This is a genomic window from Anoxybacillus dikiliensis (assembly GCF_050613275.1).
GTDB lineage: Bacteria > Bacillota > Bacilli > Bacillales > Anoxybacillaceae > Anoxybacillus.
Window position 1 is genome coordinate 2,134,411 of the sequence record NZ_CP187112.1, and the last position, 21,108, is coordinate 2,155,518.

The 21,108-nt window shown below is 39.6% G+C and carries 16 protein-coding genes and 1 other annotated feature; of the genes, 2 read left to right on the forward strand and 14 right to left on the reverse strand.

Annotated features, from left to right (window positions below; all coding sequences use genetic code 11):
• The first annotated feature begins 182 nt into the window (after positions 1-182).
• A complete protein-coding gene (locus ACPF7I_RS11230) occupies positions 183-3,269 on the forward strand; it encodes a TrlF family AAA-like ATPase (RefSeq protein ID WP_318274895.1) in 3,087 nt (1,028 codons plus the stop codon).
• A 103-nt stretch (positions 3,270-3,372) separates the two neighbouring features.
• Here the strand turns inward: ACPF7I_RS11230 and ACPF7I_RS11235 are convergent, their stop codons facing one another.
• The 5 genes from ACPF7I_RS11235 to msrA form a co-directional block, all read right to left on the reverse strand.
• Positions 3,373-3,501, reverse strand: a complete 129-nt coding sequence (locus tag ACPF7I_RS11235) for a hypothetical protein (RefSeq protein WP_006323503.1) — start codon at positions 3,499-3,501, stop codon at positions 3,373-3,375.
• A 367-nt stretch (positions 3,502-3,868) separates the two neighbouring features.
• Positions 3,869-6,283: a phenylalanine--tRNA ligase subunit beta gene (pheT, locus tag ACPF7I_RS11240; protein WP_430746248.1), complete on the reverse strand. Its 2,415-nt coding sequence runs from the start codon at positions 6,281-6,283 to the stop codon at positions 3,869-3,871.
• Between the two features lie 15 nt (positions 6,284-6,298).
• Positions 6,299-7,333 carry a phenylalanine--tRNA ligase subunit alpha gene (gene pheS, locus ACPF7I_RS11245; protein WP_430746247.1) on the reverse strand — a complete coding sequence of 345 codons (1,035 nt, stop codon included), beginning with the start codon at positions 7,331-7,333 and terminating at the stop codon, positions 6,299-6,301.
• 45 nt (positions 7,334-7,378) lie between these two features.
• Positions 7,379-7,614: a binding site (T-box leader), on the reverse strand.
• A gap of 70 nt (positions 7,615-7,684) precedes the next feature.
• Positions 7,685-8,437, reverse strand: coding sequence for a TrmH family RNA methyltransferase (locus tag ACPF7I_RS11250; protein ID WP_430746246.1), 753 nt, complete (start codon positions 8,435-8,437; stop codon positions 7,685-7,687).
• Complete coding sequence (gene msrA / locus ACPF7I_RS11255) at positions 8,434-8,958, reverse strand: peptide-methionine (S)-S-oxide reductase MsrA (RefSeq protein ID WP_430746245.1); 525 nt, start codon at positions 8,956-8,958, stop codon at positions 8,434-8,436. Before msrA ends, ACPF7I_RS11250 begins: the two co-directional genes overlap by 4 nt.
• A gap of 83 nt (positions 8,959-9,041) precedes the next feature.
• Between msrA and sspI the strand changes: the two genes are divergently transcribed.
• Entirely contained in the window at positions 9,042-9,251 is a 210-nt protein-coding gene (sspI, locus tag ACPF7I_RS11260) for a small acid-soluble spore protein SspI (protein ID WP_003397818.1), read from the forward strand.
• A 15-nt stretch (positions 9,252-9,266) separates the two neighbouring features.
• Here the strand turns inward: sspI and ACPF7I_RS11265 are convergent, their stop codons facing one another.
• Genes ACPF7I_RS11265 through ACPF7I_RS11305 form a run of 9 tightly spaced genes read right to left on the reverse strand, consistent with a single transcriptional unit; the run spans position 9,267 to position 20,981 of the window.
• The gene (locus tag ACPF7I_RS11265; RefSeq protein WP_430746244.1) at positions 9,267-10,322 is read right to left on the reverse strand and encodes an aldose epimerase family protein; all 1,056 of its coding nucleotides are present in this window, start codon (positions 10,320-10,322) and stop codon (positions 9,267-9,269) included.
• Positions 10,323-10,375: 53 nt separating this feature from the next.
• Positions 10,376-11,395, reverse strand: a complete 1,020-nt coding sequence (locus ACPF7I_RS11270) for a LacI family DNA-binding transcriptional regulator (protein ID WP_430746243.1) — start codon at positions 11,393-11,395, stop codon at positions 10,376-10,378.
• 22 nt (positions 11,396-11,417) lie between these two features.
• Positions 11,418-13,361, reverse strand: a complete 1,944-nt coding sequence (locus ACPF7I_RS11275; protein WP_430746242.1) for a beta-galactosidase — start codon at positions 13,359-13,361, stop codon at positions 11,418-11,420.
• Between the two features lie 16 nt (positions 13,362-13,377).
• Entirely contained in the window at positions 13,378-14,889 is a 1,512-nt protein-coding gene (gene galT, locus ACPF7I_RS11280) for a UDP-glucose--hexose-1-phosphate uridylyltransferase (protein ID WP_430746241.1), read from the reverse strand.
• A gap of 3 nt (positions 14,890-14,892) precedes the next feature.
• Positions 14,893-15,879: a UDP-glucose 4-epimerase GalE gene (gene galE / locus ACPF7I_RS11285; RefSeq protein WP_430746240.1), complete on the reverse strand. Its 987-nt coding sequence runs from the start codon at positions 15,877-15,879 to the stop codon at positions 14,893-14,895.
• The gene (locus ACPF7I_RS11290) at positions 15,876-17,054 is read right to left on the reverse strand and encodes a galactokinase (protein WP_430746239.1); all 1,179 of its coding nucleotides are present in this window, start codon (positions 17,052-17,054) and stop codon (positions 15,876-15,878) included. The genes galE and ACPF7I_RS11290 overlap by 4 nt, the downstream gene beginning before the upstream one ends.
• Before the next feature lie 12 nt (positions 17,055-17,066).
• Positions 17,067-19,310: an alpha-galactosidase gene (locus ACPF7I_RS11295; protein ID WP_430746238.1), complete on the reverse strand. Its 2,244-nt coding sequence runs from the start codon at positions 19,308-19,310 to the stop codon at positions 17,067-17,069.
• 1 nt (position 19,311) lies between these two features.
• Complete coding sequence (locus tag ACPF7I_RS11300; RefSeq protein ID WP_430746237.1) at positions 19,312-20,118, reverse strand: carbohydrate ABC transporter permease; 807 nt, start codon at positions 20,116-20,118, stop codon at positions 19,312-19,314.
• On the reverse strand, positions 20,115-20,981 hold the full coding sequence (locus ACPF7I_RS11305) for a carbohydrate ABC transporter permease (RefSeq protein ID WP_430746236.1): 867 nt from the start codon (positions 20,979-20,981) through the stop codon (positions 20,115-20,117). The genes ACPF7I_RS11300 and ACPF7I_RS11305 overlap by 4 nt, the downstream gene beginning before the upstream one ends.
• Between the last annotated feature and the right edge of the window lie 127 nt (positions 20,982-21,108).

Here is a 21,108-nt window from a genome sequence, read left to right on the forward strand (position 1 = left end):
ACAAGATTTTTTAGTTTATTGGATATTACAAGCCGTAACCCCTCTTACCTATCCTAAAATTTGTTACATCAAAATACGTTAGTAAATTGAACTTATTTATTTATCTAACATCAAAAAGTGTCAATTATAGAATTATTTTCGCTAATATTGTATTTTATATAAAGAAAGGGGGATTTTTCAAAATGAACGATATCCGCGGGTCTATATGGAGGAAATGGGATCTCCATGTACATACACCAAATTCATACCATCAAAATTTTGGTGATGATTGGGATTTATATGTTAGTAAATTAAAAGAAAATGCTGTTAAACACGGAATTGAAGTTATGGGAGTTACAGACTACTTTTCCGTGGATGGATATGAAAAACTGAAAAATGATTATGGGGTTAATAAAGAACCCAAAATTGAGTTGCCTAACTGTAAATATTTACATTTAATCCCATGTGTAGAATTAAGAATCGAAGCATTCGACAATCATAATAACTCAATAAACATACATGTTGTATTTGACCCTAAAATCCCTTCATCTGTTATTACCCAAAATTTTATTGAAGAATTATCAATTAAGTACCAAGAGCATGTTTTAAAGATAAAAAAGGATAATCTCATAAGGATAGGTTATGCAGAATATCATAATGGAAATTATGACGTGACTCTAAATATAGCTAGTATTCCAGATGATTTAAAAAGAAAATATATAAATAAAGCCTTAAGCATTATCACAATTCCTCTTGATAATCTCAGGATAAAGTTAGAGGAACTAAGAAAAAATTTAATATTAAATGGTATTAAAGAAGAAAGTTTTCTCGTTTTAGCTGCCTATAAAGGACATGGTTCTTTAAGCAATTTACCATGGTATGAAATTAATAAAAAAGAATTAGGTAGATTAGGAAATCTTAGACAAACATTACTTAAAATTTCAGATATTTGCTTTTCTAACAACTCGAAGGATCGAGATTTTTTACTTGGAAAATTTGGAATGACTTCAGATGAATTTATAAGTAGATTTGGTAGTAAGAAGCCAATAATATGGGGATCTGATTCACATGATCTAAATAATCTTTTTCATCCATCGCAAGGTAACTCTAAAGATTACACATGGATTAAAGCTGACCCAACTTTTGAAGGCTTAAGACAAATTATAAACGAACCCGAAGAACGTGTTTTTATCGGCGAGAAACCAGATAAGCTTCAACATTTTGAAAATAATAAAACTAAGTATATCAAATTATTAAATATTAAGAAAAACGAAAATGCCACAATTGAAGAAAAATGGTTTGACAATTCCATTCATTTTAATCCTAATTTAGTAGCAATAATCGGAAATAAAGGAAGTGGGAAAAGTGCATTAGCGGATATATTGGGTTTATTATGTGATACAAATCAATCAAAATATTTCTCTTTTTTAAATGAAAATCGTTTTAAACAAAAAAAGAATAATAAAGCATCTTTTTTTGAAGCAGAATTAGTTTGGGCTGATGGACATAAAATTAGTAAAACATTATCAGATTCCATTCCTGAAAATAGCATAGAAAGGGCTAGATACATTCCTCAAAATTATTTCGAAAATATTTGTAACGAAACTGAATTTGGGAATAATAGCTCTTTTAATAAAGAACTTAAAAAAGTTATATTTTCATATATTGATGAATCGGATCGTCTGCAAAAATCTTCTTTGGATGAACTTATTGAATTTAAAACTGAAGAAAAAAAACAAGCTGTTAAAGATTTAAAAGATGAGTTAGAAAAAATAAATAAAACAATTGTAAAATATGAAGACAAGATTTCGTCAAAACATCAAAAAAGAATTGAAAACGAGTATAAATTGAAATTACAAGAGTTAGAAGTACATGAGAGTGCAAAACCCGAACAAAAAGAACCTCCAAAAGTTAATGAAGAACAACAAATAACAATTAATTTAATGAATCAAAAAATTAGGGAAGTCGATTTATCCCTAAAAGAATATAGCAGGCAACGAACTTCTGTTGAGTTAAGTATATCTGAGGTACAGAAAATCATAGATAAAGTAACTAATTTAGAAAGTAGATATAAAACGTTTATTAGTGGATTCGAAAAAGATTTAAAAAAGTTCGGGATATCAGTTAATGATATTCTTAAATTTGAGATAAATTATGATGGTTTATACAATAAATTATTTGAATTACAGTCACAAAAGTCAGAAATTGAAAAGAACTACAATTTAAAATCCTCTGAAAAAGAAAAGTTAATAAAAGAATTAGAAACCGTGCAAAATACTTTAGACTCGGTTAATATTGAATATCAAAGATACTTGATGGAAGTTGAAAAATGGGAACAAAAGAGAGAGGAAATAATTGGTTCACCTGAAAAAATTGGCACTGTTAAATTTTATCGAGATCAATTGAATCAAATTAAAGAAATACCTGCAAAACTAGAAGATTTGTATAAACAACGTGAACAATTAACAGAGCAAATATATCAACAATTAAAAGAGATTGTGAATCTTTACGAAACATATTACTCCCCAATACAAAATGCAATAAACAATAATAAGATATTAAATCAGTCTTTAAAATTAACGATGGAAGTTAATTTATCAATTAAACCTGAATTCAAATCAAGCTTTCTTAACAAAATAAATAAACGAGCAAGAGGTTCATTTAAAGATGATGGTGAAAAAGTTCTTACAAAAATAATTGATAAATATGAATTCAACGATGTCCAAGGAGTTCTAGGTTTTGTAAGGGACGTAATGGACCATTTAAAAAACGATTATCGTCAAGACAATCCGAATAAGGTAGAGATTGAAGAACAATTAAGAAATGGCGAATCTAAATTTGATTTATATAATCTATTGTTCTCTTTAGATTATTTAGAACCAAATTATATTATGAAGTTAAACGATAAAGAAATCTCTAAACTCTCTCCAGGGGAGCGAGGAATATTACTACTTGTTTTCTATTTATTGTTAGATAAGGATGATATTCCTCTAATAATTGATCAACCCGAAGATAATCTTGATAACCAAACAATTTATAACTTACTTGTGCCTTGTATTAGGGAAGCTAAAAAAAGACGACAAATATTTATAGTAACCCATAATCCTAATTTAGCAGTAGTATGTGATGCAGAACAAATTATTTGTGCTAATATTCAAAAAGAAGATGGAAATAAAATAACTTACGAATGCGGAGCAATTGAATCACCAAAAATAAACAATAAAATTATTGATATATTGGAAGGCACCAGACCAGCATTCAACAACAGGGACTCTAAATACTTTTTTTAAAAGGCAACATCGTTATGATGTTGCTTTAGTTTTAATCAAGCTCCTTTGCAAAACGAAGCCCAAAGTTCGTATTGGCAAACAATATATATTTCGCCCAGTCAAATTAGAGCGACAAAAAGTAGGTGACTTGTGGACCGATGAACAGTGAGAACGTCGCCAATCCAATCGCGAGCGACTGGTTGCAGAAAACGGTGGAAATCATAAACGCAAACGTCGCAAGCGAAAAGGGCATTGCCTCGTGGAGTTCATTTACCGTGCAGCGAAACAAAATATTCCTATTGATACCGTGAAAAAACAGCTCCACGTGGCATAAGGAGTACCCTGTTTGTTTCTTTTCTGATGGTAATTATTGTTATAGAAATTACTCAACTACAGTTACTGATTTTGATTATTAAAATGAATTTTTATTTTAAATTTATTATTTTTAATTTTCTCTAAATTAATCTGGCTTTCTTCACCGCCAACTTATGTTGGAACCCCGCCTTCTTTTGGCGGTGTGCACGCCAATTTTGGCGGACTAGACAAAAAAACGCCCCCACCGATCCGCCAAGGACATAAAATCCCCCATCCAATGCCCGTGCATCAGATGGGGGTTCGCTTTACCCGCGCAATGTGGCGCCGAATTGTTGTTCCACAGCTTTGATCACTTGTTCGTGAACGTTTGTTACTTCTTCGTCCGTTAATGTCCGCGATGGGTCGTAGTAACGGAGCGCGAAGGCGATCGATTTTTTGCCTTCCGGGAGGCGGTCGCCTTTGTAGACGTCGAAAATCGATACATCCTTCAACAGTTCACCGCCTGCCTCGATAATCGCTTTTTGCAACTCACCCGCAACAATATGCTCATCGACGACGAGCGCAATATCGCGCGTAATGGATGGGAAGCGCGGAATTGCTGTATAGCGAATGTCATCTACTTCCGCCTTCAACAATGCTTCAATGTCTAGTTCAAACACATACGTTTCTTTTAAATCAAATTGTTTTTGCACGATCGGATGTAGCTGACCGATAAAACCGATTGTTTTGCCGTCTAGCAACATATCGGCTGTACGCCCTGGATGAAGGTGCTCGCGTTTTGCTTGCTTATATTCGATGCGGCTCTCTAAGCCTAGCAACGCAAACAAGCCATCTAAAACGCCTTTTGCGACGTAAAAATCAACTACTTTTTTCTCTCCTTGCCATAAATGCGCATGCCATACGCCTGTCAAAACGCCTGCGAGACGTTCTTTTTCGTTCGGCAGTTCATGTTCGCCGTTAGCTAAATATACCGAGCCGATTTCGTATAGCGCGACGTTTTCGACTTGGCGGGCGCGGTTGTAGCTTGCCGCTTCCAATAGGTGCGGCACTAAACTTTGCCGTAAGACGCTTCGTTCTTCGCTCATTGGAAGAGCAAGACGGATCGGTTCCGCCGTTTCAAGCGCAAACATCGTTGCTTTTTCTTCGTTTGTGAGCGAGTACGTAATCGCTTGGAACAAGCCTACATCTTCTAAATAACGGCGCACGTGACGACGTTTTGCTTGATATGGCGTTAATTTCCCCGGCTTTGCTTCGCCGATCGGCAATGTCGCAGGTAAATGGTCGTAGCCATATAGACGCGCCACTTCTTCAATGATGTCTTCTTCAATTGTAATGTCTGCACGACGCGACGGAACGGTAATCGTAAACGTACCGTCATGTTCTGTAAACGCGAATTGCAAGTTTGTTAAAATATTCGCAACTTCCTCTTTCGTAATCGCTGTGCCAAGTACGTTATTGATGCGATCTAACGTAATCGTGACAACAACATCTTTTCGTTGCAGTGTGTTCACTTCCACAACGCCGCCAACGACTTCTCCACCAGCATATTCCGCCATTAACGCTGCCGCGCGGTCAAGCGCTTCTTTTGTCCGCGCTGGATCGATTCCTTTTTCAAAACGTGTGCTCGACTCACTGCGCAACCCGTGATCTTTGACCGCTTGGCGAATCGTTGCTCCGTTAAAATATGCTGCTTCAATAAATACGTTTACTGTTTCATCGCATACTTCTGAGTTCGCTCCACCCATCACACCAGCTAAGGCGACAGGCTCTTTCCCGTTCGTAATGACGAGATGGTTTTCTGTAAGCGTGCGCTCTACATCATCAAGCGTCACAATCGTTTCACCGTTTTTCGCACGGCGAACGACAATTTCTTTCGAACCGAGGCGATCATAGTCAAACGCATGAAGCGGTTGACCGTATTCAAGCAAAATGTAGTTCGTAATATCAACAACGTTATTGTGTGGACGAATGCCAGCTGCCATTAAACGCGCTTGCATCCAAAGAGGGGATGGACCGATTTTCACGTTTTTCACAACGCGCCCCGCATATAACGGATTATCTTCTTGTGCATCGACCCGTACGGAAATGTAATCATGAACGGTTTCTTCGTTTTCTTGCAACTCAATGGCCGGCAGTTTGACGCTGCGCCCTAAAATCGCTGCCACTTCATAAGCGACGCCGATCATACTTAAACAATCAGCACGGTTTGGTGTTAAACTAAGCTCCAACACTTCATCATCCAAGTAAAGTAGTTCTAGCGCATCAGCTCCGACCGGCGCATCGTTTGGGAAAACGAAAATACCATCGGCATATTCTTTCGGAACGATTTTCGACTCGACGCCAAGTTCTTGCAGTGAACAAATCATACCGTTTGATTCTTCACCGCGCAGTTTCGCCCGTTTAATTTTAAAGTTGCCAGGCAATACCGCACCCACTTTAGCAACGGCAACCTTTTGTCCTTTTGCCACGTTCGGCGCCCCGCAAATGATTTGCACCGGTTCCTCTTCGCCAATATCAACTAAACATTTACTTAATTTATCAGCGTTCGGATGTTGTTCGCGCTCGAGCACATGCCCGATGACGACACCTTGTATTCCTTTATTGCGCACCTCAACATGTTCCACTTCAATACCTGCTTTTGTGATGCGATCTGCTAGCTGGTTTGCTGTAATTCCTGTTAAATCGACATATTGTTGTAACCATCGATATGAAACGAACATCGCCAACCCCTCCTTTTACACCCGACGAAATTGTTGTAAAAACCGAATATCGTTTTGATAAAAATGACGAATATCATCAATGCCGTATTTTAACATCGCAATGCGCTCCGGGCCCATCCCAAACGCAAAGCCTGTATATTTTTTCGAATCAAATCCTGCCATTTCAAGCACGTTCGGATGAACCATTCCTGCCCCTAAAATTTCAATCCAGCCTGTTCCTTTGCATACGCTGCATCCGTGTCCACCGCAATTGGCACATGATACGTCCACTTCAACAGACGGCTCTGTAAATGGGAAAAAACTTGGACGGAAGCGAATGTCGCGGTCTTCTCCAAACATTTTGCGCGCAAATTCGCGCAACGTTCCTTTTAAGTCGCTCATGCGAATGTTTTCGTCCACAACGAGCCCTTCAATTTGTGTAAATTGATGGGAATGCGTCGCATCGTCGTTGTCGCGGCGATATACTTTTCCCGGGCAAATGATTTTTACTGGACCGCGTCCTTTATGTTTTTCCATCGTGCGCGCTTGCACAGGTGACGTATGTGTACGCAATAAAATTTCCTCTGTAATATAAAATGAATCTTGCATATCGCGCGCTGGATGACCTTTTGGCAAATTGAGCGCTTCAAAGTTGTAATAGTCTTTTTCGACTTCCGGACCTTCGGCAATCGTATAGCCCATGCCGATAAATAAATCTTCAATTTCTTCAATGACGCGCGTTAACGGATGATGATTGCCACGTTTCACCGGACGCCCAGGAAGCGTCACATCGATCGCTTCAGACGCTAGTTTTTTCTCAACTTCTGCTTGTTCAAGCGTTGCTTGCTTTGCTTCAAGCGCTGTTTGAATCACTTCACGCACTTCGTTCACAAGCGCCCCCATCACAGGACGCTCTTCAGGCGACAGCGCCCCCATGCCGCGCAACACTTCTGTAATTGGGCCTTTTTTGCCGAGATATGCGACGCGCACGTCATTGAGCGCTTTTAAATCGGCTGCTTGCTCAATTTGAACAAGCGCTTCTTGTTGAAGCTGTTGTAACCGCTCCTTCATAAAAACCCTCCTCTGATCGATATAATAAAAAAACTCGCCCCTAATATAAGGGACGAGTGCACTCGCGGTACCACCCTTGTTAGCTATGCGACCAGCATAGCTCACTTCATTGTGATAACGGTCTACACCGGAACGCCTTTACATTTTGCATGCGCAAAATGGTCCAAGCGCCAACTCCCGAGGTGAATTCACTTGCTTCTACCATAAAAACGCTCGCAGTCTATGGCGTTTTCTCCCTGAATGGCGATCGGCAAGCTACTCTTCTCGATCATCGTTTTTTATATGATGAAATTCTTCATTTATTATAAGCAAATGTACAATAAGGTGCAAGGCAATCGTGCAAACATACGTTTATTTTTTCTGTAGATGATACAGTAAAATTCCTGTGGCGATGGCGACATTTAATGATTCTGCCTTCCCATAAATCGGCACATATAAGTTCGTTGTCGTCTGTTGTAGCCACCGATCATTCACTCCGCTTCCTTCATTCCCGACGATTAATGCAAACGATGACGAAGAAGCGACAGAACGATAGTCAACCCCATTTCGAAGCGATGTGCCATAAATCGGAATATGTTCACTTTGAAAGCGAGCGATCCATTCCCCGATGTCTCCTTTTATAACAGGAAAATGAAACAGTGAGCCTTGCGTGGCACGAATGACTTTTGCGTTGTATACATCTGCACTTCCTTCGCCAACAACGACAACGTCTATTCCTGCAGCATCTGCGGTACGAATAATCGTCCCTAAGTTTCCGGGATCTTGTACTGCATCAACGAACAACGCCGTTTGTACATCATCGACGTTCCAATGCAATTGTTTGCATACCGCTACGATGCCTTGCGGCGTTTCTGTGTCGCTAATTGCTTTCATCACATCATTTGTCACGATCGTCGTCGGTATATGCGCAACGTTCCAGCTTGTTGGAATAGTTGCATGTTCAGCGATGATGATGTCTTCAACATGAACGCCGCTTTTTATTGCCTCTTCGACTAAATGAAATCCTTCAATGAGAAACAACCCCGTTTTATCGCGACCTTTTTTCGTTGAAAGCTTTTTCCATTGTTTCACCCGCTCGTTTTTCGGCGATTCAATTCGTTTCACTCGTTTTTCCCCCAATGTTTCGCAATAAATTCATCTCGACCTGAGGCAGCGCGGTCTTCTTTATAATGTTTCGGATTTTTTTTATGGTAATTTTGATGATAGTCTTCTGCTGGATAAAACGTTGTCGCCGGTAAAATGTTTGTCACAATCGGTTTTGAAAAACGTCCACTTTCTTCTAGTTGTTTTTTCGATTGCTCCGCTAATGTTTTTTGTCGCTCATTATGATAAAAAATTGCTGTTCGATATTGCGGACCGCGGTCATGAAATTGCCCGCCATCATCCGTCGGATCAATTTGACACCAATACAACTCTAACAATTTTTCGTACGGAAACACATCCGGATCGAACGTAATTTGCACCGCTTCATAATGCCCTGTCGTTCCCGTTTTCACTTGTTCATACGTCGGATGCTCGACATGACCGCCTGTGTATCCAGAGACGATGCCGTAAATGCCATCAAGTTCTTCAAATGGAGTAACCATGCACCAAAAACATCCGCCAGCAAATGTTGCTTTTTCCATGTTTCTCTCTCCTCTTTTATGAATAGTAGTTACCATTATAGCAAAAACTACTTACGCAATACATAAAGAATGGAGTGAAGACGATGGACTTTAATTTACGTGGTGCCGTCATGGCAAACGTCGCAAACAGCTCAAAAGACCAGCTTCAACATACGATCGTCGATGCGATACAACAAGGTGAAGAAAAATATTTACCCGGTCTTGGTGTCTTATTTGAAGCGTTATGGAATCACGCGACAGAAGAACAGAAACAATCGATGCTTGAAACATTAGAAGAAGCAGTAAAAAAATAGCCTTCCATGCGAAGGCTATTTTACGTCAACAACACAAAACTTATATTTTGTCGTCGATGAGTATACTTCTCCCGCACGCAATATACAAGACGGGAAATGAGCATGATGCACGGCATTTGGCAATGCTTGCGTCTCCAAGCAAATCCCTAAATATTTTCGCGACGATACACCGTTCATCTTTTCTTCATGAGGAAGGTGATTTCCTGTGTATACGACGACACCAACTTCATCCGTTTCAACAATCAATGTCCGCCCGCTCTCTCTGTCACATAAAACAATTTCTTCATCATGATGAGCATTTAAAATAAATGGATGGTCATATCCTTGTCCGACTAAACGAATTTGCGGATCAGTTGACTCAATTACTTCTCTCAACTTTTTCCATTTACGTAAATCAAAAGGTGTACCCGTCACATCTTTCATTTCTCCAGTTGGAATCAATTCACCATCTAAAGGTAAGAAACGGTCGCTTTTTATTTTTAATTCGTGTTGCAAAATATCTTTTTTTAAGTTACCACTCAAATTAAAGTACGTATGGTTCGTTAATGTAAACGGCGTATCTTGGTCAGAAATGGCTTGATAAGAAATAATTAGTTCGTTTTCGTTGTTTAATGTATATGTAACTTGCACATCGGCGTTCCCAGGATATCCTTCTTCTCCATCAACACTTCGATGCGAGAAGCGGACACCAACTTCTTCTTTTTGTGAAAATCCTGCTGTTTCCCAAATGACGTGATGAAACCCTTTCTCTCCACCGTGCAGATGGTTTCCATTTTCATTTGCATATAGCCTATACGTTTTTCCATTTAACTCAAAACAACTATTTTTTATTCTTCCACCTACCCTTCCGATGACAGCTCCTAAATACGGACGGTTTGTCAAATAAGAAGAGAAGTTATCAAATGCTAAAACGACATTCTCCATGTTTCCGCTTTTATCAGGCACGAGTATGCTTGTAATGATACAACCGTAGTTTAAACAAGTGACTTCCATTCCATGATCATTTGTAAGCGTAAATGCGATAATCGGTTGACCGTTTATTTTTGTTCGTTGTTCTTGTACAAGTTTCATGTTTATTCCCCTTTTGATTGTTTTAAAAGAAATAGCTTTCGCCAAGGCGGAAGCTATTTCTTTACCGTATGAGCACAGCTGCTTTCTCTGACGACAAGTTTCGTTGGAACAACAATTTTTTTCGGAATCTCTCTTTTCGTTTGAATTTGTTCGACAAGCAGCTCAACCGCTGTTTCTCCCATAAATTCTGTGTAAACTTGCACAGTTGATAATGGAGGCTGAACAAATTTTGATGTAGGGAGATCATTAAAACCGACAACTGTGATTTCATTTGGAACGTCAACTCCAGCTTCATGAAGCGCTCGCAACGCTCCAATCGCCATCGAATCGCTGGCGATAAAGAACGCGGTTGGACGATTTGGCAGCTGGAGTGCTTGTTTCATTAACATATATCCATCTTCTGCAATAAAGCGTCCCGTTAATACATATTCTGGGATGAACATACCACGCAAATATAAATATTCATAAAATGTGCGTTCGCGTTCATCTTGAATGAGTTGACCGTCATCAACATATTCGCGCCCTCCGATGTAGCCAATATGTTTATGGCCGAGATCAATTAAATATTGGAGAACGCGAGCTGTTGCTTTTCGAAAATCAACAACGACAGAATCAAAGCGATCTTCATTAGGTGAATAGTCAACAAAAACAAGATGGTTCGTCACCGATGTAAAAAGATGAATATGTTGTTTTCCAAATTTCCCAACCGCAATAATTCCGTCCAACCCCGTTAACCACTCTGATTCGTACGAACCGTCTTTCTTAAATAACTTAACTAACTCGATTTGACGTCGAAAACATTCTTTCTCGACACCAAGTCGGATCGCCATATAGTATGGGTCGTCAAGTTCTTGAGATTCCGAATACCAGTTCACAACACCAAAGCGAAGTCGATCTTTGGCATGTAGCTGGTTGCGTTCCCTCGGCGTTTTATAGTTCAGCTCTTGCGCAATTTCAAAAATGCGCTTTCTTGTTTCATCCGAGACGGATAACGTTGTATCGTAGTTTAACACACGCGAAACAGTGGCGACCGAAACCCCTGCTTTCTCGGCAATTTCCTTCAATGTAGCCATCGATGCCACTCCTTTATTTATGCTAAATTTTAACGATTTGACTATCATACGGTTTGAGGGTCAAATGGTGAAACCGTTTTTCTTGATCTGTATGGTTTAAGATGAACATGTACTCACCATCATCACATACACGTCGATACACTTCGACACCTTCGTCACTTTCTACATGCCATATGTGATGTTTTTGCACAATTTCCTTTGCAAGGTCATTCAGCACATCGTCATCTATGCCCCCACCAATATAATAAACGTTCCCATCACCATATTCATTTTCAGTTATCGCAGCGAGAGGATAAAACGGATCGTCATATCGATATAATACATTAGCTGTTGTTGGTTCAAGCAAATCTCGCCACACAGAGCACATCGCCTTTTTACCTTGCCATCGTCCTTCACCGATGATTGGAACATGACGATATGCTAGAGATTCTACTTCGTGAATATGCGCACCGACAAGATCGCTGACGTGCGCAGGTAATACATGTTTAAAATGAATATTATTTTGTTTATTTTTTAGCCCTGTTCGGAAAGAAAATATAATTGTCCCGCCACGACGAGCAAACGTTTTCAACTTTTCCGCTAATTGTTCGTCAATGATTTGTAATACAGGAATGATAAGTACTTTATATGTTGAAAAATCACGCGACACAGGAATGACGTCGATGTTCGCATTTAAACGATAAAACGGCTCATACAACCGAAGAAGTTCGGTTGTAAAATCAAACGCCTTGCTTTGTGGCTGAAAGCGCCACGACCAAATATTGTCATAATCATATAAAACAGCTATATCTGCTTGAATAGGCGATTGTAACACATGTTCAAATGTCGGAATATGCGAAAAAACAGATTGTACTTCTTTATATTTTCTTCCTCGTATATTACTATGATCTACAATCCCATAACAAAATTGTTCTGCTCCTCGATCCATTCCTCGCCAGCTAAAATATAACATATTCGTACATCCATGAGCGAACGCTTGATACGACCACATTTTTGCTTGATTCGGTCGCGGTAAATATCCGATCATCTCATGTCCTTGAGCCCCCATTAACTCTTCGACAATCCAATAATTTTTCCCGAGCAATCCGCGATTAAAATCATGGCTCATCGCAATAGCCGCAGGAGAAATCGGCTCGTCTAGCCCTCCCCATACAGGGTAGTTATCATAAGACACGAAGTCCATGAGACGAACATTTTCCTCATGATCAAACCATTTGTTAAAGAAGCCTCCGGATACGTTTGTTGTCACTTGCTGATGGGAACCTTTATGTTTTCTTACGATGTTTGTCATTTCATGGGCAAAACGGTTGACGGAGAATGAACGAAAACGAGCCCAATCTAACTGCAAAGAGGGATTATGCGTTGTAATTGTTTTCGTTGGCATTGGAATTTCTGAAAAATCGTTGTATGTCTGTCCCCAAAAAATTGTTCCGTACGCTTCATTCAACACATCAATTTGCTTATATTTCTCCTTCAAAAATTGTTGAAATTCTCGATGGCACTGTTCACAATAACACATATCACTTCCTTCATGTCCAAATTCATTATCAATTTGCCAAGCAATAATCGCTTCTTCACCTTTGTAATGTGTCACAAGCTGCTTCGTTATATTTGCCGCATATAAGCGATATGTTGTTGAATTAAAACAATATTGTCTTCTTCCACCAAAAACACGAACACGTCCAAACTCGTCTTTAGATAAAATGTCTGGATGTTTTTTTGCTAACCAAGCGGGAAATGTCGCGGTCGGCGTACCAAACATAATTGAAAGCCCGTTCTCTTTCAACTTTTTCACAACTTCATCAAAAAAAGAAAAATCAATATCCCCTTCTGTTCGTTCCATTAAGTGCCAAGAAAATTCCCCGATGCGAACGATGTTAGCCCCTAGTTCTTTGATTCCTTGAATATCTTCTTCAATCATTTCTTTTGGCCAGTACTCTGGATAATAGTCTACACCGATATACATCCTTTTTCCCCCATCTTTATTCATTTCGTTCCTGAAGGTGTTGAATAAAGCGATGAAACGCTCGCTTTCCTTCTTCCGTCCGCTTAAACACTCCCGCATGTTCGAGTACTTGTTCAAATCGTTTTCCTACTTCTTCTTTTAATAATTCATGTACATCATCAACAACATAGTGTCTTTCCATTATGTCTTGCACCCATTCCCAATGTTTCAATAACGACGGTTCCCATTGCTCTTTTGGCGTTTTATTTTTCATATATCGTGCGATATGGTCTAGCTCATCCGCTAATCGACTAGGCAATACGGCTAATCCCATGACTTCAATTAATCCGATATTTTCTTTTTTAATATGATGTAATTCCTCATGCGGATGAAAAATGCCGTACGGATATTTCTCTGATGTGCGATTGTTTCTTAACACGATGTCCATCTCGTACAACTCCCCACGTCGACGAGCAATTGGCGTCACAGTATTGTGCGGTACACCGTTTGTTTGTGCATATATATTTACGTGAGGATCGCTATACGTTTTCCATTTTGTATAAACGAAATCGCTCACTTGTAACACATCTTGTTTTGCTCCCCGGATACGTATCACCGACATCGGCCAACGAACGATACTCATTTGCACACGCGGATAAGCTGGAAGTGTGAATGAAAAATCAGCTGAAGCTTTTTCAATCGCAAACGTATATTTTCCACCTTGAAAATGATCGTGCGATAAAATCGATCCTCCTACAATAGGTAAATCAGCATTGGAACCGATAAAGTAATGCGGAAATTGATCGACAAAATCAAGCAACCGTTCGAACGTTTTTCTTTCCATTTTCATCGGCACATGTTTATCGCGTAATACGATGCAATGTTCATCATAATAAACGTAAGGGGAATATTGGAAAAACCAACGTTCATCGCATAGTTCAATCGGAATCATGCGATGATTCGCTCGTGCAGGATGACGAATCGTTCCAGCATATCCTTCATTTTCAATACATAGCAAACAAGCAGGATAATGTTGCTCCTTTGTCTCCTTCATTCGCGCAATATCACGAGGATCTTTTTCCGGCTTAGATAAGTTGATCGTTATATCCATATCCCCATATTTCGTTCGCACTTTCCATCGTCTATTTTTCATCACTCTGTCTACACGAATGTAGTTAGATGCTTGACTAAGCTCATAAAACCAAGTTGTCGCCTCTTGTTTGTTTCGCTTATATTTCTCATAAAACGTTTGAATGATCGTTGACGGACGTGCCACAAAACAATTCATAACCTCTGTATCAAATAAATCGCGCTCTGTCACTGTCTTTCCAACAAGTCGTCCATGTTCTTCGGCCCAATTCGTGATATGTTGTAAAATGGAAACAAGCGGGCGATCCGAGAAAGGAATAACATCAACTTGTTGCCATTCGTCCAACTTTAACAAAGCTAACAGTCGATTGCGCGTATAAATGACATCTTCCTTTTCGATTAAATGATGATGGAGCGCATACTGAATAAGTGCTTCAATTTCTTCATAAATGTTTACCATCGTTTACACCTCTTCATATCCGTTCGGATTCGCTTGATGCCACTCCCATGCCGAAGCAATAATTTCCTCTATCGTTGTGTACATCGGCTTCCATCCGAGCTCGCGCTTCGCTTTTTCCGATGAAGCAACTAAACGCGCAGGATCTCCAGGTCGTCTCGGCATAATTTTGGCGGAAATCGGATGCCCTGTGACACGACGTGCTGCTTCAACGACTTCTTTGACAGAAAAACCGTTGCCATTTCCTAAATTGTATATGTTACTTTCACTCCCCTTTCTTAGTTTTTCCACGGCTAACATATGAGCATCTACTAAATCTAATACGTGAATGTAATCGCGAATACAAGTACCGTCATATGTGTCGTAGTCATCTCCAAAAATATGAAACTCTTCTCGTTTTCCTAGCGGCACTTGCAAAATAAGTGGAATGACATGTGTCTCCGGACGATGATCTTCACCAAGCATCGTTCCATACGCGCCAGCGACGTTGAAATATCGTAAAGAAATATAGCGAATGCCGTATGCGACGTTCACCCATTTCATCATTTTTTCCATCGCTAGTTTTGTTTCTCCATACGGACTTTCAGGGTTTGTTTCATCTGTTTCTTGAATCGGAATTTGTTTTGGTTCCCCATACACCGCAGCCGTTGAGGAGAAAACAATTTGTTTGACGCCATGTTTATTCATGACATCAAGCAACACTTCTGTTCCATAAACATTATTGTTGTAATAAGCTAACGGCTGTTTCACACTTTCTCCAACAAGGGAATGTGCTGCAAAATGGATCACTGTATCTATTTCATGCTTGTTAAATATGTCGCTTAAAAAGTGACGATCACGAATATCTCCCTCGTAAAAAAGCGCATCTGGGTGAACAGCTTTTCGATGCCCTGTTTGTAAATTATCAACAACAACGACTTGTTCTCCTTTTTCGATTAAACGATACACTGCATGACTCCCAATGTATCCAGCCCCACCGCAAACGAGAATCATCGCGCACTCTCTCCTTCTCTCGTAAGCTGTTTTGCCCCATCGCCAATTTTAGCTACATAAAAACTCGCAGCATAACCGATTTCAGTTTCATACATTCGCCCTACTTCTTCAACAAAAGACGAAATACAATCGTCTTTTACAATGTTTACTGTACAGCCGCCAAAGCCTGCCCCCGTCATGCGCGCACCAATCGTTCCTTTATGTTTCCACGCTGCTTCCACGAGCGTATCTAGCTCTTTTCCAGTCACTTCATAATCGTTACGCAATGATTCATGTGATTGACGCATAAATTGTCCAAACGTATATAAATCTCCTTGTTGTAAAGCGAAAGCCGCTTGCTTTGTCCGTTCATTCTCTGAAACGACATGTCGCACTCGTTTTTGTTCGATCGGAGACAATACATGTGCATATTGATTAAACTGCTCCATCGTCATATCTCCAAGCGAGTTGATGCGTACATATTGTTGTAATTTCGCTAACGCCTGCTCGCATGTCGCACGTCGCTCGTTATATGCTGAATCAGCTAATCCCCTCTTTTTATTCGTATTTGCAATGACGATCGAGCAATCTTCCAGAGACAAGGGCAAATACTCGTATTGAAGCGTCTGGCAATCAAGCAATAACGCATGTCCTGCTTTCCCCATCCCAACCGCAAATTGATCCATAATGCCACAATTGACACCGATATATTCGTTTTCTACTTGTTGGCTAATCTTCACTAATTCCAACATCTCGATATTTAATTCAAACAAATGGTTCAACATCACGGCCGTAACGAGCTCAATAGACGCGGACGAAGATAATCCTGCCCCATTCGGAATATTGCCATAGTATAAGACGTCAATCCCACTTTTTGCATCTTTTGGCATGAGTGCACGAATCATTCCTTTCGGATAATTGGCCCACCCATGGCGCTCGTCATATGAAGGTTCGTCTTTTGTCACTGAGACAATTCCATCTTCATGAAAGTTTTTTGAATAGAGCCGAATAACCCCATCATCATTTAAACGAGCGACCGCATACGTCCCCATATGCAGCGAACACGGGAGAACGTATCCTCCGTTATAATCTGTATGTTCCCCAATTAAATTGACACGGCCGGGGGCGAAGAAAGTATGTACTTCTTTCCCTTCTTCACCGAATAATCGAGCAAAATCACGTACTAGCTCATCCATATATTTCTCCTCCTAATCGACTGCCTTTAACACCGCCAAGCAAGATACATAATCTCCAATCATGGCTGTCTCCTCTGTTTTTACCGTCCCCATGTAAAACGGTGGGATAAAAAGACCGATATGCATAAGCTCATCTCCATAGAGCACTTGCGTCTGTTTCTCCATCTTTACCTCATATTTAAACGATACATCTAATCCTTTTAAGTGAAGCCTCACGAATGGAGGATTTGGTTTAGCTAAAAGACGATAAAAGACAACGATCGCCTCCTTTTTGTCATCTGAAACAACCATCCAAGCAGCATCCGTCCCTTCGAATGGACTAAGTAAACGGTAAAACGTACCGTATTGCAAAAGCTTTCGACGTTGTTTAAAAAACAAAATTTGTTCTTTCACCTGTTGTTTTTCCTGGGCAGTTAAAGCGGTGGCATCTAATTCGTACCCAAACGCTCCAAACATAGCAACATGCCATCTCGTCTTTAATGGCGTCACTCGCCCAGTTTGATGATTTGGCACAGCAGATACATGTGCACCAATTGAACTAATTGGGTAGACAAGTGATGTTCCATATTGAATTTTGATACGCTCAAATGCGTCTGTATTATCACTTGCCCAACTTTGTGGCATATAATAAAGCATACCAGGATCAAAACGATTTCCACCGCTAGCACAAGATTCAAATAAAACATGTGGAAACGTATAGGTTAATCGTTCAAGTAATTCATATAGTCCGAGAATGTAACGATGAGCAACTTCCCCTTGCCTATTCGCTTCTATTGAAGCTGAACCAACTTCCGTCATATTGCGATTCATGTCCCATTTCACGTATGTGATGTTTGCGCTTTTTAGAAGATGACTAATCGTCTCGTACAAATAATCTCTCACATCTTTTCTTGTTAAATCGAGAATATATTGATTTCTTCCATGCGAAACGGTAGAACAATTTGGAGCTTTCAACACCCAATCCGGATGTGCCTCATACAATCTACTTTTTTCTGACACCATCTCCGGCTCAATCCAAATTCCAAACTGTAACCCTTTCTCGTTTATTCGCTCAGCTAATGAAGATAAGCCGTTCGGAATTTTATTTTGATCCACACGCCAATCTCCTAGCGACGTCGTGTCGTCATTTCTTCCTTCAAACCACCCATCATCTAAAACGAACAATTCAATGCCTAAGTCTTTTGCTGCATCTGCAATGCCCAGTAATTTTTCTTCATCGAATTGAAAATACGTTGCTTCCCAGTTATTAATTAAAACGGGGCGCGGACGATGACGCCAAGGTCCTCGCACGAGATGGGACGCATATAAACGATGGTACGTTTGACTCATTCCGTTTAGTCCATCAGATGAATATACCATGACGACTTCGGGCGTTTGAAACGACTCATTCGGATGTAATATCCATCTAAAGTCAAATGGGTTTAATCCTATGAAAGCGCGAGCAACGTCATAATGGTCTACTTCCACCCCTCCAATGAAGTTTCCACTATATACGAGGCTAAAGCCGTACACTTCCCCTATATGCTCTGTCGTATCCTTACGCTTTAAAGCAAAAAAAGGATTATGCTGTGAACTGCTCGTACCGCGCTTACTATCAATAAACTGTACTCCTTTTTGTAACACTCTAGAAGTAACGTGACGCTCACGAATCCATGCGCCATCTAAATGAACCATTTCAAATTGAGAGTCGGGATAGTCGACAACGGCACTTAACATTCTCTCAACAGCAATCGAGTGTTTTCCGTTATTTATTAAACGAGCACTTCTCGTTATGACGTTCTCATGCTCAAATACACTATATTGCAACTGCAGCTTTATTCCCGTTCTTTTATCGCACAACGTAACAATGAGCGTCGCGGCATCATTCTCATCATCTACATATGTGGCAGGGAGACCTTCCAGCTTCGGTTTCCCCTTCAACAACTCGTATGATTGGAAAACAAATTGAGTAATACGACTCCCGTCTTCATACCATATGTGAAATGCTGGTTCACGAAAGTCTGTTGTCCCATATGAAGGATACTCTTGTTTGATGACTTCAAGAGAAAACGTTTGATCTCCTTTGTATAAAAATGTTGCATTTCCAATAGGCTCATTCGGCAACTGAAATAAGTGAGAAAAATTGTCACGATGATTTACTTTTTTTCCGTAATACAAATGACCGAGTTGTCCGTTTTTCAATACACAAAAAATATAGCTGCTTTCCTTCGTTTGCAAGTGAAACTGTCCTAATGATTCGTTAATAAAGATAGGCATTTTACTTCACCGCACTTCCTAACATACCTGAAATAAAATGGCGTTGTAGTGCTAGAAAGAAAATAATAATTGGAACAGTAGCTAATGTCACACCCGCCATAACTTGCCCATAATCAATACGCGATAGCCCGAATAAACTAGAAAGCGCGACCGGGAACGTGTACATATCTGTTGATGAAACAGCAATGAGCGGCCATAAAAAACTATTCCATTGGTACATAAATAGAAAAATAGCTGTCGCTGCAAGTGCTGGTTTCATAGACGGCAATACGATGCGAAAGAAAATGCGCCATTCTCCTGCCCCATCTATTCTCGCTGCTTCAATGAGAGCATTAGGAAATGCCAACATATTTTGTCTCATTAAGAAAATGGCAAATGGATATGCTAAATTTGGTAAAATGAGTGCTTTATACGTATTTAGCCATCCGAATGCAGCCATCATTTTAAATAACGGAATAACCGTTGCATGATATGGAATCATCATCGACAATAGAAAAATAGCAAAAATCGTATCTCTTCCTTTGAATTCGAATTTAGCAAATGCATATGCGGCCATCGTACAAATAAGCAAACTAAAGATTGTATACGTAAGAGAAACAAACAAGGAGTTAAACAACACTCGACCGATTCCAATAGACTCATTCAAATTTGTTATATTTTCAACCAACTTTGTCCCCGGAACAAATGAAAGCTGCTTCGAAAAAAGCTTCCCACTTTCATTCGTCGCACCGATAAACGCCCAATAAAACGGAAATAACGAAATGAGCGCCCCTATCGTTAACGTAACGTATAAACTCATTTTTTTCATCGCTCATCCCCCGATACTTTAAACTGAATAAAGCTTAAAATAGCAATTAAAACGACAATGACGTACGCAATTGTTGAAGCATATCCAAAATCAAAATAACGAAATCCTGTTTGATACAAATACATCCCGATCGTTAACGTTTCATCGCTTGGTCCACCTTTTGTTAACGTATATGGTTCATCGAACAATTGAAGTGTTCCGATTGTTGATAAAATAGCTGTAAATAAAATGACCGGTTTCAACTGAGGGATAGTGATTGAGAAAAATTGTCTCACTTTACTTGCCCCATCGATACTTGCTGCTTCATATAAATCTTCAGAAATATTTTGTAGAGCAGCTAAATAAATGACCATATTATATCCAACCCAACGCCATGTCATCGCTAAAATAAGGGACACTTTCGCCCAAAATGGATGAGATAGCCATGGGATCGTGCCGATACCTATCCATTCCAACAGTTGATTCATCAGCCCATCGTTCATTAACATAATTGAAAAAATAATCGAATACGCTACAAGTGATGTCACAGCTGGTAGAAAAAAAGATACACGAAACATCGCTTTCCATTTTAAAAGTGACGAATGAAGAAGAACGGCTAAAATAATCGCTAAAAAAAGCATAAGTGGCACTTGAACAGCTAAAATAATAAACGTATTTTTTAATGCTTTTAAAAAAATCGCATCACTAAATAGGCGTTTATAGTTTTCAAAACCGTTAAATGTCATCTCCCCGCCTACACTCGTTTGAAAACTCATAACGAAAGAGTATCCGATTGGATAAAGCATAAAAATTGAAAAGAAAATGACAGAAGGGGCAATGAAAATGTACGGCACGATCTTCTTTTTCCATACATGTTTTTTCATTTTTGTGTGCCCCTCAACTTTAGGAGTCATCGAGTTTGCTTCAACGATTTTCGTACTCAAATGCCCTCTTCCTTTCCTCATTTGCTTTTAAGTAGAAATGAGAGATTTAGTCATATCGCTAAATCTC

Excerpts from the sequence above, each read along its gene's own strand:
- ACPF7I_RS11230 (WP_318274895.1), top strand. The coding sequence starts at position 183 with ATGAACGATATCCGCGGGTCTATATGGAGGAAATGGGATCTCCATGTA.
- ACPF7I_RS11235 (WP_006323503.1), bottom strand. The coding sequence starts at position 3,501 with ATGCCCTTTTCGCTTGCGACGTTTGCGTTTATGATTTCCACCGTTTTC.
- pheT (WP_430746248.1), bottom strand. The coding sequence starts at position 6,283 with ATGTTCGTTTCATATCGATGGTTACAACAATATGTCGATTTAACAGGA.
- pheS (WP_430746247.1), bottom strand. The coding sequence starts at position 7,333 with ATGAAGGAGCGGTTACAACAGCTTCAACAAGAAGCGCTTGTTCAAATT.
- msrA (WP_430746245.1), bottom strand. The coding sequence starts at position 8,958 with ATGGAAAAAGCAACATTTGCTGGCGGATGTTTTTGGTGCATGGTTACT.
- sspI (WP_003397818.1), top strand. The coding sequence starts at position 9,042 with ATGGACTTTAATTTACGTGGTGCCGTCATGGCAAACGTCGCAAACAGC.
- ACPF7I_RS11265 (WP_430746244.1), bottom strand. The coding sequence starts at position 10,322 with ATGAAACTTGTACAAGAACAACGAACAAAAATAAACGGTCAACCGATT.
- ACPF7I_RS11270 (WP_430746243.1), bottom strand. The coding sequence starts at position 11,395 with ATGGCTACATTGAAGGAAATTGCCGAGAAAGCAGGGGTTTCGGTCGCC.
- ACPF7I_RS11275 (WP_430746242.1), bottom strand. The coding sequence starts at position 13,361 with ATGTATATCGGTGTAGACTATTATCCAGAGTACTGGCCAAAAGAAATG.
- galT (WP_430746241.1), bottom strand. The coding sequence starts at position 14,889 with ATGGTAAACATTTATGAAGAAATTGAAGCACTTATTCAGTATGCGCTC.
- galE (WP_430746240.1), bottom strand. The coding sequence starts at position 15,879 with ATGATTCTCGTTTGCGGTGGGGCTGGATACATTGGGAGTCATGCAGTG.
- ACPF7I_RS11290 (WP_430746239.1), bottom strand. The coding sequence starts at position 17,054 with ATGGATGAGCTAGTACGTGATTTTGCTCGATTATTCGGTGAAGAAGGG.
- ACPF7I_RS11295 (WP_430746238.1), bottom strand. The coding sequence starts at position 19,310 with ATGCCTATCTTTATTAACGAATCATTAGGACAGTTTCACTTGCAAACG.
- ACPF7I_RS11300 (WP_430746237.1), bottom strand. The coding sequence starts at position 20,118 with ATGAAAAAAATGAGTTTATACGTTACGTTAACGATAGGGGCGCTCATT.
- ACPF7I_RS11305 (WP_430746236.1), bottom strand. The coding sequence starts at position 20,981 with ATGAAAAAACATGTATGGAAAAAGAAGATCGTGCCGTACATTTTCATT.